Genomic DNA, 15911 nt, shown 5'->3' on the forward strand with positions numbered 1-15911 from the left:
CAGGGCAGGGTAGCCCATTCGGCAGGTGGGTGTCTAGGAAACCGGCAAGCGGATGAAGGTAATCACCCGGCGTACATCGGTCGCCGACCCTATGTGGTAACAGCCTTCCTTGTGATAGAACTACGCTACGATGCCCCTTTATCTCGGGATTGACGGCGGAGGCACAAAAACGACTTGTGCCATCGGGGACGACGCATCTGTGTATGCGGTCGCGAACTCATCTGGCAGCAACATCATTCGGCTCGGCGAAGACAAAGCGCGTGACGCATTGCAATCGGTGATCATGGAAGCCTGCGATGTGGCGGGAGTTGACCCGCGCGAAATTACGACGGCTTGCGTCGGTGCAGCGGGAGCAGCGAACCCACAGGTCAACGCGAAGATTACGCAGATTGTCCGGCAGCTTCTGCCAAAAGCAGATGTGGTGGTAGTGGGTGACATGGTGATCGCCATGGAAGCGACGCTGCACTCGCAACCGGGAGTGATTGCGATCGCGGGGACTGGGTCAATCGCGTACGGACGCAACGCTCAGGGCGACACGGCGCGCGCAGGCGGTTGGGGTCATGCGATTTCAGACGAAGGCTCGGGACAGTGGATAGGGCGAACAGCTATTGCTGAAGTGATGCATGCGTGCGACGCAGGCCGCGAAACGGTGCTGTTGGAGCGCGTACTAAACACATGGAACCTGGGCACGCGAGATGACCTTATTCGTCATGTGAATGGGACGAAGCCACCGAGTTTCGCAGAGCTGTTCCCGGTGGTTCAGAAATCCGCCGACGACAAGGACGAGGTGGCGGTTGACGTACTTTCTCGCGCGGGAAAGGAATTGGCGAAGCTGGCTTTGATCGTGGTCCGTAGGCTTTGGAAGCCGGAAGAGCTTGTGCGGATTGGAGTGGCCGGTGGGATCTTCGCCCATTCGTCGCAGGTACGAAGAGCTTTTTACAACACGATTCGGCGTGGATGGGAGCGAACGTCGGTCTGCTTCAAGATCGTTGATCCGGTGATCGGGGCACTTTGGCTGGCACGCAAGCAGGTGCCTGCTGCCGGAGCGAAGAAATGAATCCAGGGACTCAGCGCGCGCCAGACTCCAATTTCGCGCTGATCGAGCGGTTGCTGCACAGCCACTCGGAGGATGATCTTCGCGCTGTCGCCTCGAATCCGCACCTGACAGAGGACCTTGCGAAGGCATTTCTCGCCCGTCGTGATCTGCCCGGTACGGCGTTGCAGGACCTTTCCAAGAATGCGAACGCCATGAAGAACCGGGCTGTGATCGTGGGCATCGTGTCGCATCCGCGAACGCCAAGATTCGTGTCGCTGCCAGTGGCGCGGCATCTGTTTCCGTTCGAACTTATGACGGTGGCCATGCAACCGGCGGTTCCCGCCGATGTGAAAATGGCGATCGAACATATCCTGGTGGACAAGGTGGAACAGCTTTCGCTCGGAGAACGGATCACGCTTGCGAAGCGCGGTCCAACGCGGGTGGCAGAGGCGCTTCTCCGGGACAAGGAATTACGGGTTGTTGAGACGGCCCTGCTGAATCCATACCTGGTTGAGGCGTGCATCATTCGCACACTGATGCAAGATGAGATCGACATACGGTTCGTGGAGATGATCGCAAGGCATCCGAAGTGGAGTTTACGAACCGACGTGAGATGCGCATTGCTGCGGAACGCAAACACTCCGATGGCGGTAGCGCTACAACTGGCACACACGTTGCCTGCGGATGTTGCGCGGGACGCGCTCTTCCATTCGAACCTGCCGCAGAGCGTAAAGACTTACCTGATGGCGGAAATTCAACACCGCGCGCGTTAATCTGCGGCTACTTCCGCTCCGAAACAAGCTGGGTACTTCCGCTCATGAGGCTTCTTCTCTTTATAAGAGCGAGCCAGTTCCATGTAGATGCCCAAGTCGCGATCAAGGTCGGACTGAGTGCCGTCGAAGTAGAAATTGCGGATCGGGATGCCGCCGTAGTCCTTGCTCAGCTTGGGATATATGGCTTCGCTCACGATGCCGTTCATGCAGGTAAAGGGGCTGATGTCGACGATGCCATCGGCGCCGTTTTTGGCCAGCCACGCGGCTTTTCCGACGCTCAACACCATCTCTCCAAGTGCGCCGTTGGCGGGAAGATAGGGCCAGGCGAGTTCAAGGACTTCAGCAATGGGTGGCTCTTCGTACCCGATGAAATCTTCGTGAAAAGGTTTTGCGAGTGTGTGCTCATCTGAGTGCTGCACGTACGCGCGGATCTTTTCCTTGAGCATGCTGAGGGACATTCCGCGACCGACCATGATGAGCTTCCGGCTGACTTCGTTGTTGGTGTAAGAGATCCACTCGGCGATGTCGCTGAGCCGGGCTTCGGCGCCGTAACCTTCCAGTTTGCGGACGAGGTCGTCGTTGCTGAAATTGTTCAGGCGACAGAAGATCTCGCCGACGACGCCAATCAGTACGCCATCCGTTGTGTAGTGGGCGGGAACCTTACGGAAACGGTCGCTGGCGCGCTCCATGCCTTGGACCAGTTGTTTCATGGCGCAACCGGTGTCTCCACACATGCCCTCGATCACGTGGGACATGTCCTCGATGGAGTCCCAAAAGGCCTTATCGGCTGCGCCGGGCGTGGTCTCGTACGGACGTGTCTTCAGCAAGGCCTTGCGGAAGATATCGGCAATGACAAGGGCGCGGAAGGCAGCGCGAACGAAATCACCGCCGAAGTCGCCGAAACCGGCATAGCCGTTCTGGCTAGTTGGCGAGAGTACCTGGACGGTGTCGTGTCCCGATTGTTGCAGGATCTTACGGAGGTAAGGAGCGTACTGCCCAAAACGGCATGGACCCTGAGCGGTCGCCATGAATAAGACCGTTTTGGAAGGATCGACCCCGGGCCGTTCGAGAATGCGGGCGAAGTCTCCCACGGTGATCTTCGCCGGATAACATTCATCACCATTGGTGTACTTGCCGCCCAGTTCGAGCGTGCGCTCGGTGGAAGGCGGCGTTGGATGAGCGTCGATTCCGAGCCAACGGAAAACGGCACTGAACAACTCGACGCTGCCTTCGGCCATGGCAGGTACGTAAACGGTCTTTCCGGCGAGCTGATGGTCGGCGCTTATCCGGCGACTGCTGTGGCTGTGGCGGATGGGCATCGTAAGAATCCTTTGCTATCGAGATATGCTTCGCAACGGGTGATGAACCCGGCATCGTTGGCGTGTCCGTCGAATTGCAGGATGAGGCCAGGTTTACCGGCGGCATCGTCGACGAAGGACTTGATGTAGGAATCGGGGCCGCATTTGAAGTTCGAAATGAACACAAGATGCAGGTTCGGGTTGCGACGCGCGATATTCGCGGCAGCGAGAATCCTGCGGCCGGAATTCCAATACATGTTGTCGTTGTATTCCGAAATATCCTCATCTTCCAACGGGAGGAAGTCGAGCGGTACAACGTTGACGCCGTATTGGGTCCGCAACTTGCGGGGGATGTCGCAGTTCACGCTTCGGTCGTAGATGTTGTAAGGGCGGCCAATGAGGATCAGAGCAGGTTCGTCGCTGTTATTGAGAAGCTGCAGTGCTTCGGCGCCTTTCCACAAGAGCGACTGGGCGAATTGTTTTTGGGCTGCGTAGGCAGAATCTACCGCGCGGTCGCTAACGCGCTTGCTGATTCCCAAGGCTTCCTTCGCATAATGCCCGAGTTCCTTCTTTACGTGCTCGACGCCGAGTTTGAAATGGACCGTCGGCGCAAGGACGCGGTCAGCGTAAGCTTCCATCTGTGAAGTGGAGCGGACTACGAACGGGAGCGTCTGGTTCCACGGACAGAGGAAGGATTCGCTGCCGTCGTTCGGCGACTCCTGATTGACCGTGTTCGGGAGGAAGATGTAGTCGGTACCATTGTCGACCAGATATTGAACGTGCCCGTGCGCCACCTTAACGGGAAAACAAGGCTGTGCCACAGCCATCTCGTCGCCCACGGCCGATATCTTGCGATCGGTTTGCGGCGACGTGACCACGTCGAATCCGAGTTCCTGTAAGTAAGCGCACCAGAAGGGGAAGCGGTCGAAGTAGAACATGGTGCGCGGGATACCGATTGTCTTGCCGCCGCGAGGCGGACGCAGTACTTCCTCGAGGGCCTTATCGCGGAACTCGACCAGATCTTCGATGACGGGGATTCGATCGGTTCGGGCGCGTTTACGGAACTTGTCGGAACACTTGTCGCCCCAGTAGCTCTTGTTGCCTTCGATCTTGAATTCCTTGATGTCGCAGAAGTTCGAGCAGGCCTGGCAGACGAACTCGCGGGTAGTGAAGTCCACGCGTTCAAGGTCGTAACCGCGGAACTTGCTGGGCTGGCTCGAGCTCGCCATCTTATCGCGGGCGATAAGGGCCATGCCGATGGCGCCAATTACGCCGTTGTGCGGCGGGACGATGATCTTCTTATCAAGAATTTGAGAGAAAGCAGCGGCGACAGCATCGTTGTATGCGGTTCCGCCCTGGAAGAAGATGACATCGCCGATCTTTCTTCCGCGGACGACCCGGTTGAGGTAATTCAACACGACTGAATACGCCAGCCCGGCGGCGAGATCGCCTACTTCCGCGCCCTTGAGCAACAGGCTGGTGACGTCGCGCTCCATAAACACGGTGCAGCGTTCGCCCAGGCGGGCAGGATTCTTCGAATCAAGTGCCAGCTGAGCGAATTCGCCCTTGATGGAGATGCCCAGCTTTTCTGCCTGCTCTTCGAGGAAGGATCCGGTTCCGGCGGCACAGGCTTCATTCATGGTGAAGTCGACGACTACACCCTTGTCGAGGCGAATGAACTTGGAATCCTGTCCGCCGATTTCGAAGATGGTGTCGACGGGCTTCATGCCAAGGATATGACAGACGTGGGTGGAGCCGGTCTTATGGGCGGTAATTTCGTCGTTGACGGTGTCGGCACCGATGAGTTCGCCGATCAGTTCACGTCCGGAGCCGGTGGTCCCAACGCCGCGAATGTCGAGGCGGTCGGCTATGAGTTCCTCGATTTCCTGAAGACCCTTTTGAACGACCTCGATGGGACGTCCCTGCGTGCGTAGATAGATTTCGTGGAGAAGATTACCGTGCTGATCGATGACGACCAGGTTGGTACTGACGGAGCCGATGTCAATTCCCAGATAAGCAGGGACCCTAGTGCCGGCGGGCGGCAGCGGCGGATCTTTCACGTGATCGCGGAGCATGACGACCTTCTCCATGGAGAGCGGGTCACTGCACGCGAAGTTCTGCTTGCCCGTGTGCTGCTTCAGTTGGTGAATGCGCTTGAAAGTGCGCTTGCGCCATTCCTCGGATTCGAACATGGCGGCGCCGAGAGCACCCATCCAAGCGTGAAATTGCGGGACGAGAAAGTCGCCATCATTAAGCTTGAATGCCTCCTGCATGGCTTTCTTGACCGCCTCGTTTTGCGCAACGCCACCGATGAAAGCGACGGGTGTGGTGACGGCACGTCCCTTCACGATGGCGGACTTGAAGTTACGCGCGACGGCGTCGCAGAGGCCACGAAGGATCTGGTCCGTGGTGTAGCCCTTCTGCTGGGCGTGAATCATGTCAGACTTGGCGAAGACGGAGCAGCGACCGGCGACGCGAGCGGCGCAGGAGGCTCCGCAAGCGACAGGACCAACTTCGTCGACCTTATAAAGTAGGCGAGTGGCCTGCTGATCGATGAAGGAGCCGGTACCCGCAGCGCAGTCACCACTGGAGGAGTAGTCGGTGATTCCGAGATAACGCGACTTGTTGGTGGGCTCGAGGCGGATGTACTTCGACGATTCGCCTCCCATTTCGAAGACAGTCCGTACTTCGGGATAAAACGTGCGGACACCCTTAGCAACGGCGCGAAACTCGTTCTCGAAATAGATGCCGAGGATTTTGGCGATCAACTGGCTGCCGGATCCGGTGACACGAATGCCTTCCACGGTCTCTTCGGGAACGTGCTCATACAGTTCGCGAAGGAGGTCGAAGGTGGACTGAATCGGACTCCCCTGGATGCGACGGTATTTCGAGAGCACCAGTGGCCGTTCAGAGAAATCGGTGTTGGCGGGAAATGCAGCAGGGAAGAATTCTTTGTTTGCCTGGGTGAGCCGGCGAATGGCGGGCACATCTTCAGGCGTTCCCATGGCCGCCAGTTTCAAACTGACAGCTCCTATGTCTAATCCGATATTAATGCTCATAAGGGCTCAACCGGATTTAAGAGACATATGTCTTAGGGGTCTGTGACATAGAGCACGAGCGGGTGTGAGCACGTTATCGACGTCGTGAAGGGAAGCAATTGAACGGCATAGAACCAACATTCATTGGTGTAAAACGGCTGGTGAATGGGGACACCGAGCGGATGGTGCGAAGGAAAAAATATTTGCGGAAATCGCTGTTGTGGTGCCGTAAAGGACGCATGAGACGCGGGGAAGCGCTTGCGAATTGATGGCACTCCAGATGGCAAACGAGCCGCAAAAGCAATCGGCGAGAGTAGTTATCAGTCAAACGATTTGCCTTCCATGAAAGTGAAGGTACCAACGTAAATATCTGCATCCCTTGCGTTTAGCGATACGATTTCAGCAACGGACTTCAGGGGGAGATTTGCGAAACCAGATTCTTCGATATTCCATGGCGAACATGCTTGTGTTGTCGATGCTGAGCTATTGCTCCGCGTCGACGGTAGGCATGCTTTACGTAAAGGGAGATGTGCAGGTCGACGGCATAGCCGTGAAGGATTCCCTGGCGGTTACCGCTGGATCGGTGATTAAGGTAGCGGACAACGGGACGGCGAATCTGAAAATAAACTCCACCTCTATTTATGCGGTTAAGAATACGAGTTTTCGTTACAGCAATCCCTTCGAACTTGTGCTGGATAGTGGCGGGTTATTCGTGAACACGGATGAGCAGGTGCAGACGAACCTGGGTAACTGCGGTTCGGTGGCTCCGGTAAACGTCGGTTCAGCGGGCAAGTTCACGAAATACGAGATACAGGTGGAGGGCAGCAAGGGTTATGTGTACGCCCGTGAACTGCCGGTGACGGTGAAAGCCGGAGGCAAGGTGATCGAGCTACAGAGTGGGACGGTGGCGGTCATAGAAGGGTTTGGCAATCCGAATTGCACCGCAATGTATTACGATTCGATGGAAAAGCTTCCTGAGTCGGCCAAGGCAATTTTGATTGGTTCCTACACAGCGGCGATCGTCTTCGCGGCTTATCCCTACGATCAGGCGATCAGCGCCTCGAAGCCCTAGTTATTCCTTCTAAAATGAGTTTTTCGCCTGCACCGAAAAGGCGGCAGGTGGAACTATGTCCGGTGTTTTCACGTACTTTCTAGCAGGCACTCGTTAATAATTCTCCGTTTCGAGAGTCATCGTTATGAAAGCTGAACCCGGAGGTCGAATGGCGGCCGCCTGCGACTCAATTACGACTACCCAAGCGTCCATGATGCTCGAGCAACTGTTCTGGAACCATCACAAACGCGTGCTGCGTGCCGCTTACCGGATCACCGGTAACATGGCCGATGCCGAAGATGTGGTGCAGTCGGTATTCATCCGGCTAGCCAGCGCAGGGCAGGACCAGATCGAAAACGCAGAGAGCTATCTGTATCGCGCAGCGATCAACGGAGCGCTGGATGTAATCCGGCGGCGCAAGGGCGAGATGGAGTTGGAATCGGCGTCGGAGTTGGCGTCGGTTTCGCCGCACTTTTCTCCGGAACGTCAACTGAATAGGCAAGAACTGCAGTCCTGGCTGAGGAAGGCATTGGCTGGGCTGAGTCCAGTGGCGGCGGAGATGTTTGTTCTCCGGTTCATTGAAGAGAAGGACAACGGTGAGATTGCCCGCATTGTAGGGACGTCGCGGGCGGTCGTTGCCGTAAGGCTGCACCAAGTCCGGGCGAAGCTGAAGAAAGACTTTCAGCGTTTCATGCGAGGCGAACGATGAACGGGACTAATAAAGATAGGCAAGATCTGGATGCGGCGATCAACGCGATGCGGAACGATCAGCCGACTGATGAGCAAGTAAACAGCGCCACAGGCCGCCTGTGGCAGAAGATGCAGTCGGCGGAGGTTGAAGCGCCGGAGATTATCCATGGCTGCGAGGACGTGGTGCGCTTGCTTCCGGCGTACGCGAACCGAGCGCTTTCCGGGCAGCGCATGCTGCTGGTGGAAGCACATCTTCGCGATTGCGTTTCCTGCAGGCGGAAAGCCGAAGGCCGCGAGAGCGCGCAGGTGCTGAAGTGGGCTCCGGTGGAGTCTGCTAAAACGTCGGCGGCATGGCCACGCTGGGCACTGGCTGCGGCAGTAGTGATCTTCGCGGTGCTAGGTTTCTACGTCAACAACGCGTACTTCGCAGTGCCCGCAGGAGCGCGCGGCACGTTGCAGTCACTTGAAGGAACAGCATTCCTGGTGACCCCGAACGGAGATCGCGTTGTAACGGCGGGGCAGGTGCTGAATGAGGGTGACGTTCTGCGGACGGCTTCGGATTCCCACGCGTATGTGAGATTGAGCGATGGGTCGCTGGTGGAAGTCCGGGAGCGGAGCGAATTGGCGGTGAAGGCGCGTGGAAGGGACACGACGATTGCACTCGATCGTGGGGCCGTGATCATCCAAGCGGCAAAGCGAGACTCGGGACACTTGTATGTAAAGACGCCCGATTCTCGTGTAGCTGTCACCGGCACTGTGTTTTCCGTGAATGCCGGCGTGAAGGGAACCCGTGTGTTCGTGGTTGAAGGCGCCGTTGAAGTGCAACATGGTGGGAGTGACGATTTGTTGCACGCGGGTGATCAGGTCGCTACGGGCGAGAACATGGCCAATGTTTCCGCGGCTTCGGAACTCGCCTGGAGCAAGGATCTCTCGAAGCACCTGGAACTGCTGGCGCAATTTAAGCAGCTCGAGAAGAAACTCGAACAGGTAACTCTGCCAGCTCCCCGATACGAAAGTCGATTGCTGGGGAGAATGCCAGCCGATGCGGTGATCTATGCAAGTCTTCCTAATGCCGGACAGGCGCTGGAAGACGCGAACAGAATCTTCCAGGACCAGATCGAGCAGAGCGCGGCGCTTCGTGAGTGGTTTACTCACGGCGATGCGCACGCGGCGGCGAAGATGAACGAAACCATCGCGAAGATTCGGGCCTTGAGCGACTATCTGGGGAACGAAGTGGTGGTGGTCGGTTTCGGTGGGCCGGAATCGGGTATGGCAATCGTGGCTGAAGTGGAGCGCCCGGGCTTGCGTGAATTCCTGCAATCACAGTTCAAAAGCTCCGACGGCCAACCTGACATGCTTGTGATCGACGAGGCGCAGCTTGGGACGGTACCTGCGGGCTATCGAGGACTGATTGCATTGATCCGGCAGAACGAGGTTGTGTTCTCCGGCAATCACGGCAATGCCCTGGCGAAAGTGAATGCGCAGTTGAATTCAAGTGCAGCGGGACTGGACAAGACCGCATTCGGGCAACGGTTACTGGAAGCTTACAACCGTGGCGCGGGGTTCGTATTCGCAGCCGACCTGAAGACGCTGATCGCCGAGAAGAAAGCCCGGCACGTGAAGCAGGGGCGGCCACAGGTGGCGATGGCGAGAACCGGGCTCGAAAATATGCGTTACCTGGTGCTTGAACACCGCGAACTGAACCAAGTTCCCGAGAACCGTATGGTGCTGGACTTTGCAGGCCAGCGTTATGGAGTTCCTTCGTGGCTCGCAGCGCCGGCACCGATGGGGTCACTTGAGTTCGTCTCGCGGAATGCTTCGGTCGCGATCGCATTGCTGGCGAAAGATCCGCAAGCGATTATGACGGATATCTTCAGCATGGGTGGCAATCCGGCGAAACAGCAGGCGCACCTCGCTGAGGCGGAGTCCAAACTCAGGCTGCGTATTCGGGAAGACCTGGCCGCACACTTCGGCGGTGATATTGTGTTCGCGCTGGATGGGCCGGTGCTTCCGATGCCATCCTGGAAGCTGGTTATCGAAGTTCATGATGCCGCCAGACTGCAGGCTTCGCTGGAAACGCTGGTGGGTAGCTTCAACCAGGAGGCACAACAGCATGGGAAGCCGGGGCTGGACCTGAAGGCTGAAGATGTGAACGGCCAAAGGTACTACACTCTGCAGCCGAGGAGCACGAAAGCCAAGCCCTTCTACTACACCTACAGTGCTGGATACATGATTGCGGGTCCGGATCGCGCGACCGTGATGAATACCCTGCGAGTTCGTGCAACCGGGGATTCTTTGGCGAGATCAGGCGAGTTCAAGGCGCTGTTGCCGAAGGACGAAAACGCCAACTATTCCGTGATTGCGTACCAGAACCTGGCTCCGATTTTGCAGCCGCTGACGTCGGTGGTTAACGGCCAGCAAGCTAAGGTGTTACAGGAATTGGCAGCCGATTCACGGCCGAGCGTAATCTGCGGATGGGGAAGAGAGAATCAGATCGAGGCCATTACGAACAGCCGGTTCATCGGCTTTGACTGGCTGGCTCTCACTTCCTTGTTTTCCAAAGGAACAACTAACAGGCAAACTCCGTAAATATATACATGGCGGTCATTGAATTAAACGGGTTGGAAGTTCGGCTTGGGGGCCGGGTGGTTCTGGACGCGCTGCATGGTGAGCTAGCGGGACGCGCCATAGGACTGCTCGGCCCTAACGGATCTGGCAAGTCCACCCTGATCAACACCCTGCTAGGATTCCATGCGCCGTCTGCCGGGACGGCACGAGTCTTTGAGCACGATATCCGAGCCGAAAGCCGAAAGATCCGATCGCTCGTGGGCTACATGGCCGAGAACGATTCGTTCATCGGCAACATGAGCGGCATCCACTTCGTGCGATACATGGCTGAACTTGCGGGAATTCCGGCGGAGCATGCGCTGGAGCGCGCGCACGAAGCGATGTTCTACGTGGGACTCGGCGAAGTGCGATACCGGCTGATTAACACCTATTCTCTGGGCATGAAGCAACTGGTGAAACTGGCCCAGGCGCTGGTGCATGGTCCGCGACTGCTCATCCTGGATGAGCCGACGAACGGGCTGGATCCGGTGGCTCGGCAGAGAATGATCCAATTGATCCGCGAAGTACGGGACAGTGGACATACAAGCCTGCTGATTTCTTCGCACCTGCTGCGAGATGTGGACGAGACCTGCGATGAGGTACTCATCCTGAAGACCGGGCGAGTGGCTTCGATCTGCAACCTGGAAGAAGAGCGGCGGGCGAACCGGCGGTTCATTGAGTTAGAAACGGTTTCGGCGAAAGAAGAGTTCGGCGTCGCGGTTCGCCAGTTAGGCTGCGAGTGCGCATCGTTTCCGGGGGGCCGTTGGAAGCTGGTGATGCCGGAGAACGTAGAGATTCGCGATTTGTACCGGATCGCAGCGCAGCAGGGAGTACAGATACGCAGGATGAATTACCGTCGCGATTCACTCGAAGACATCTTCCTCACTGCGATGGACAGCAAATTGGGGGTGGCTCGTGTCGGTGTATAAGCGAACTTATCGACCCTACACGGGAAGGCTCACGACCGATGTCACGCGCTTCGGCGTTCTGGTGCGATACGGACTCGCGGATATCTGGTCGTCGCGGATCACCAATGTTTTGTTCGTTGTCTGCATGCTGCCGACGGTGATTGCGATCGCGGTCATCTACATCATGAATAACGACGCAGTGCGACTGCTGCTGGCGGGACAGGGCGGATCAGGTGCGGCACTGAATGTCACCATCAACGAGCAGTACTTTTTCGTGATCATGCAGTTTCAGTGTTGGCTCGGAATGGCGCTGACGGCTTGGGTGGCTCCGAGGCTGATCTCAGCCGACATGTCGAACAATGCACTGCCGACGATCTTCAGCCATCCGATCTCAAGACTGGAATATGTGCTGGCTAAGATGACGGTGTTGGGCGGATTGCTCTCGGCCATCACGTGGGTACCGTTGCTGCTGCTGTTCGGGTTTCAGTCGTTCATGAGCGCGACGCCATGGGCCAGTTCGCACTGGCATCTGGCGACCGGAGCTTTCATGGGCTCGCTCGTTTGGATCCTGCTGTTGTGCCTGTTGGCGTTGGCGGTGGCATCGTGGGTGAAATGGAGGATCGTCGCAACAGGCCTGGTGTTTGCGTCGATGCTGATTCCTGGCGGCATGGGCGCGGTGTTCAATGCAGTGATGCGGACGAATCTGGGAACGCTGGTGAATATTCCGCAACTGATGTCCTCCATCTGGAGGCAGTTGTTGCATGTGGTACTGCCGCAGTTCGCAACGCGAAATGAACTGCCGCTATTCGCATCCTTGCTGGCGGTGACAGCGATGTGCGTGGGATGCGGGTTTGCGCTGAATGCGCGGATTCGAGCCCGTGAGGTGGTGCGGGGATGAACGATCGAATCGTGTTTGAGGACGTGTCGAAGTTTTACGGCGAAGTCCTTGGCGTGAATCGCGTTTCCATTTCGCTTCCGCCCGGCATCACGAGCCTTGTGGGACCGAACGGGTCTGGCAAGACGACACTGATGAACCTGATGACGGGGCTGATTCGTCCGACGCGTGGATCGTTGACGGTGATGGGGCTGACGCCTTCCGATGCCTATGAATTCTTCCGGATGGTCGGCTACTGCACGCAGTTCGATTCGTTTCCCCGTGGCGTGACGGGATGGGAGTTTGTATTCGACAGCTTGCGGTTGCATGGGATGACTGCAAAGCAGGCGTCAGATCTAACAGCGGAAGCGTTGACACGGGTTGATCTAGGGCAAGCCTCCCACCGACTGGTGGCGGGTTACAGCAAAGGAATGCGACAGAAGGTCAGGCTGGCACAGGCGATTGCGCATCATCCAACGGTGTTGGTGTTGGATGAGCCGCTGAATGGGCTGGATCCCATGGCGCGAGCAGAATCACTTGCTTTGTTCCAGGAACTCGGTAGGAAGGGAATGCACGTGATCATTTCCAGCCACGTGCTAGAGGAAGTGGATCGAATCTCGGATCGCGTTGTGCTGATGACCGGCGGATACGTGATTGCGGAAGGGAACATCCATCAGGTGAGGCAGGAGGTTCGCGACAAGCCTATGCAGATTCTGGTGCGGTGCCAAAAACCGGAACTGCTGGCGGCGCGAGTGTTCGAACTTGACCATTGCGTGGAAGCCCGATTGCACGCGGATGGCGCGGGAGTGTTTCTCCGGACGCAGGATGTGGATCAGTTCTACACGTTATTGAATAAGGTAGTGACGGACGGGTTGGTGCAGATCGAAGCGATTTCGCCGGCAGACGACGATGCGAATGCAATCTACCAGTACCTGATTGGGTCGGACGGAGGGACGGTGTAATGGAATCGAAGCTCAGAACGTTGGCCCAACAGCCGTGGGGACTGTGGCTCAGGCAGGTGCGAAGCATTGTTGAGCTTGAAAGCCGTCGAAATCTCTTTACCTGGCGCTCGTTGTGGCTCTACTTCATTGCGTTCGCGCCGACGGTGATCATTGTTGCCCATGCTCTTTTTGACCGCTCGCACCACGAACCTATAGCAGGCGACACGACGGTGCTGGCGGCGATTTTCCAGTTCTACTATGTGAGGCTGGGAATTTACTTCGGATGCCTCGGCATTTTCACAAGGCTTATTCGCGGCGAAATGATCGAGCGGAGCCTGCATTACTACCTTCTGGCTCCGGTACGCCGGGAAGTGTTGCTGATCGGGAAGTTCCTGGCGGGAGCGGTACGCTCGATCCTGCTGTTCGAGACGGCCGTGGTTGCTTCGTTCTTCTTCATGTACTTCCATTACGGACAGGCCGGCATGCAGTACGTGCTGGATGGGCCGGGTCTTTCACAACTACTTGCCTACATGTTGATCACCGCCTTGGCGTGCCTGGGATATGGCGCGATTTTCCTGCTGTTCAGCATGCTGATGAAGAATCCCGCACCGGCCGCGTTGCTGCTGATGGGATGGGAATTTATTAGCGCAGCGCTTCCGGCTCTGCTGCAACGGTTCAGCATCTCGTCGTATTTACGTCACTTGATGCCGGTATCGGTACCGGCTGAGGGAGTGTTTGCCATCCTGACCGTGGCGACGGAACCGATCCCAGCCTGGCTTGCGGTGACGGGGGCGCTCACATTGACGCTCGTCATCCTGGCGCTTTCGTCGTACCGGATGCGTTTCCTGGAGATCAGCTACACAACTGAATAGGTGCTCGGATTCACGGCGTAGACGCGTACGTAATCGAATACTGCCGTGTAGCCGGCCAGGCTCATGGAGACAAGTCCGAAACGCGCAGTGATGCCGAGGTTGTGTGTCCACGTGCCACCTTGTGTCCAGGTCTGGCCATCGCGACTGCTGAAGGCCGTGTAGCGTTCCTCTCCGCTTATTGTTCGCTTCCATATGCGCAGATAGGTCCAGTCGCCGGGAGCTTCCAGAGACATGCTGCCGTATCGCGGATACCCGGTTGTGACAGGAAACATCTCTTTTCCGAATTCAATCTGGCGACTCCAGCCGATCGATGCGTGTACAAGCTTCAGATAGTTGTCGTCGCCCGCGAATACCAGCAGTCCAGCCTGTGTGTAGTTGAAGCAACAGCCTGCCTCTGGAACGGTAAGGCGGAGCTTCGTTTCCAGGATGTAATCGCCTGAGGGCGCTGCTTGCGAGAGGATGGAGGCGCTATTGGTGTTCTCGAATAATTCGGCAGACTGGGTGTCGAATTCGAGCGCGGAACCATTCATGCGGACGCCGGAAGTGGGAGGACGGACCCAAGACCACTTAGGATCGATGGAGGCAGAATCGAAATCGTCTGAGCGGGCGGTGTCGACTGCGCCGATCGTTACGACGGGCGGATGCGTCATGGCATAGCGAGCGGGTTCTCCGGGCTGCGCTGCGGGTCGTGGCTGGGTAGTGCTGGATGCCCAAAAGCCGCCGCGAACGGCTGGCCAACCCTCAACCCAATCGATGGGATCGAGCATGGCAGGGCGACGCGTGTCGGTGGTTCCAGCGAAGTAGGGACGAGTTCGATCGATTGCGTGATAGACGGTCCAATCCTGTCCTGCGAAATCGGTGAAGACGGCGTTGTGCCCAACGCCGACCCACTTGTCCCCGTTCGGACTGAGAACAAGGCTGCCACCGGCACGAGCGGAAAGCATGGAGTTTCCGTCCCGGTCGAGGAAGGGACCGGTCGGCGTGGTGGCACGACCGACGAAGACACTATATCCGGTGAGCGGACCGTTGCAGCAGTTAGACACGGAGGCAAACAGATAGAAATAGCCTTCGTGCTTCACGACCTGGGCTGCTTCGTAGCGATCGGGAACGGTGATCTGTACTTCGCTCGCGGGATCGGAGTGGAATCCATCGGCGGAAAGACGACGAACGCTGATTCCGCCGTAGAAACTGCCATAGTAAATGTAGAGTTCGCCGTTGTAGTCGATGACGTCGCTGTCGATGGTCCAGCGGTCGGACTCGGAACAGCATTGCGCCTTGTGTGGTTCGACGACGGGATCGGGGGCGTGCGTCCAGGGACCTGCAGGGCTGGAACTGGTTGCGACGGCGATGGCGGAAGCACCGCCGGGTAACGTGGTGTTTGGGACGGAGTAATACAGGTAGTACTTGCCATTGAGATACTCGATATCCGGAGCCCATGCGCCGGCACCGGAAGCGACCCACGAGGGACGCGTGGTAAGGGCGTCGCCAATGTAAGTCCACGAAGACAGATTGCTCGACCGGTGGATAGTAATGAGATGGTCGCGGTATTGAGAGCCGTTCTTGTCGGTGTCGTTCAGGGGATTACCAGTGCAGTAGAGGTACCAGTACTTGTCGGCCGAGTTGTAAATGATGGAGGGATCAGGGCAGCTTTCGACCGTCGTGTTGACACTGGTGGCTGGACTTATTGGATTCGTGTAAGTCGTGACTTCTATGGACGGTGGCGGCGGTACTGGCGTAGTTGGGGCAGTACCACCGCCGCATCCGGCAAATGTGACACATATCGAAAGTAGAGCGGCAAAGGCACTGTGGCGCGAACTCACGGT

12 protein-coding genes are annotated in these 15911 nt (G+C 57.3%); 9 read left to right on the top strand and 3 right to left on the bottom strand.

Going from position 1 to position 15911, the window contains the following annotated elements; translation table 11 throughout:
• The first annotated feature begins 130 nt into the window (after positions 1 to 130).
• Both VN577_07375 and VN577_07380 read left to right on the top strand, forming a co-directional pair.
• Complete coding sequence (locus VN577_07375; GenBank protein ID HWR14633.1) at positions 131 to 1057, top strand: BadF/BadG/BcrA/BcrD ATPase family protein; 927 nt, start codon at positions 131 to 133, stop codon at positions 1055 to 1057.
• On the top strand, positions 1054 to 1809 hold the full coding sequence (locus VN577_07380; protein HWR14634.1) for a hypothetical protein: 756 nt from the start codon (positions 1054 to 1056) through the stop codon (positions 1807 to 1809). Before VN577_07375 ends, VN577_07380 begins: the two co-directional genes overlap by 4 nt.
• On the opposite strand, the gene VN577_07385 is transcribed toward VN577_07380, so the two are convergent.
• A complete protein-coding gene (locus tag VN577_07385) occupies positions 1806 to 3128 on the bottom strand; it encodes a hypothetical protein (protein ID HWR14635.1) in 1323 nt (440 codons plus the stop codon). The genes VN577_07380 and VN577_07385 overlap by 4 nt on opposite strands.
• Positions 3092 to 6166 (bottom strand): acyl-CoA dehydratase activase, encoded by a 3075-nt coding sequence (locus VN577_07390; protein ID HWR14636.1) that lies wholly within the window; start codon positions 6164 to 6166, stop codon positions 3092 to 3094. Before VN577_07390 ends, VN577_07385 begins: the two co-directional genes overlap by 37 nt.
• Positions 6167 to 6596: 430 nt before the next feature.
• On the opposite strand from VN577_07390, the gene VN577_07395 reads away from it, so the two are divergent.
• The 7 genes from VN577_07395 to VN577_07425 all read left to right on the top strand — a co-directional run bounded on the left by VN577_07395 (position 6597) and on the right by VN577_07425 (position 14088).
• Complete coding sequence (locus tag VN577_07395) at positions 6597 to 7217, top strand: hypothetical protein (protein HWR14637.1); 621 nt, start codon at positions 6597 to 6599, stop codon at positions 7215 to 7217.
• Positions 7218 to 7365: 148 nt separating this feature from the next.
• The gene (locus tag VN577_07400) at positions 7366 to 7905 is read left to right on the top strand and encodes an RNA polymerase sigma factor (protein HWR14638.1); all 540 of its coding nucleotides are present in this window, start codon (positions 7366 to 7368) and stop codon (positions 7903 to 7905) included.
• Positions 7902 to 10475, top strand: a complete 2574-nt coding sequence (locus VN577_07405; GenBank protein HWR14639.1) for a FecR domain-containing protein — start codon at positions 7902 to 7904, stop codon at positions 10473 to 10475. Before VN577_07400 ends, VN577_07405 begins: the two co-directional genes overlap by 4 nt.
• 8 nt (positions 10476 to 10483) lie before the next feature.
• Positions 10484 to 11422 carry an ABC transporter ATP-binding protein gene (locus VN577_07410; protein ID HWR14640.1) on the top strand — a complete coding sequence of 313 codons (939 nt, stop codon included), beginning with the start codon at positions 10484 to 10486 and terminating at the stop codon, positions 11420 to 11422.
• Positions 11415 to 12299, top strand: coding sequence for a hypothetical protein (locus tag VN577_07415; protein HWR14641.1), 885 nt, complete (start codon positions 11415 to 11417; stop codon positions 12297 to 12299). Before VN577_07410 ends, VN577_07415 begins: the two co-directional genes overlap by 8 nt.
• Positions 12296 to 13237 carry an ABC transporter ATP-binding protein gene (locus VN577_07420; GenBank protein ID HWR14642.1) on the top strand — a complete coding sequence of 314 codons (942 nt, stop codon included), beginning with the start codon at positions 12296 to 12298 and terminating at the stop codon, positions 13235 to 13237. The genes VN577_07415 and VN577_07420 overlap by 4 nt, the downstream gene beginning before the upstream one ends.
• Positions 13237 to 14088 (top strand): ABC transporter permease subunit, encoded by an 852-nt coding sequence (locus tag VN577_07425; GenBank protein ID HWR14643.1) that lies wholly within the window; start codon positions 13237 to 13239, stop codon positions 14086 to 14088. The genes VN577_07420 and VN577_07425 overlap by 1 nt, the downstream gene beginning before the upstream one ends.
• Here VN577_07425 and VN577_07430 read toward each other — a convergent pair.
• A complete protein-coding gene (locus tag VN577_07430; protein ID HWR14644.1) occupies positions 14073 to 15908 on the bottom strand; it encodes a family 43 glycosylhydrolase in 1836 nt (611 codons plus the stop codon). The genes VN577_07425 and VN577_07430 overlap by 16 nt on opposite strands.
• Between the last annotated feature and the right edge of the window lie 3 nt (positions 15909 to 15911).

It is taken from the genome of Terriglobales bacterium, assembly GCA_035561515.1.
Taxonomy (GTDB): domain Bacteria; phylum Acidobacteriota; class Terriglobia; order Terriglobales; family Acidobacteriaceae; genus DATMXP01.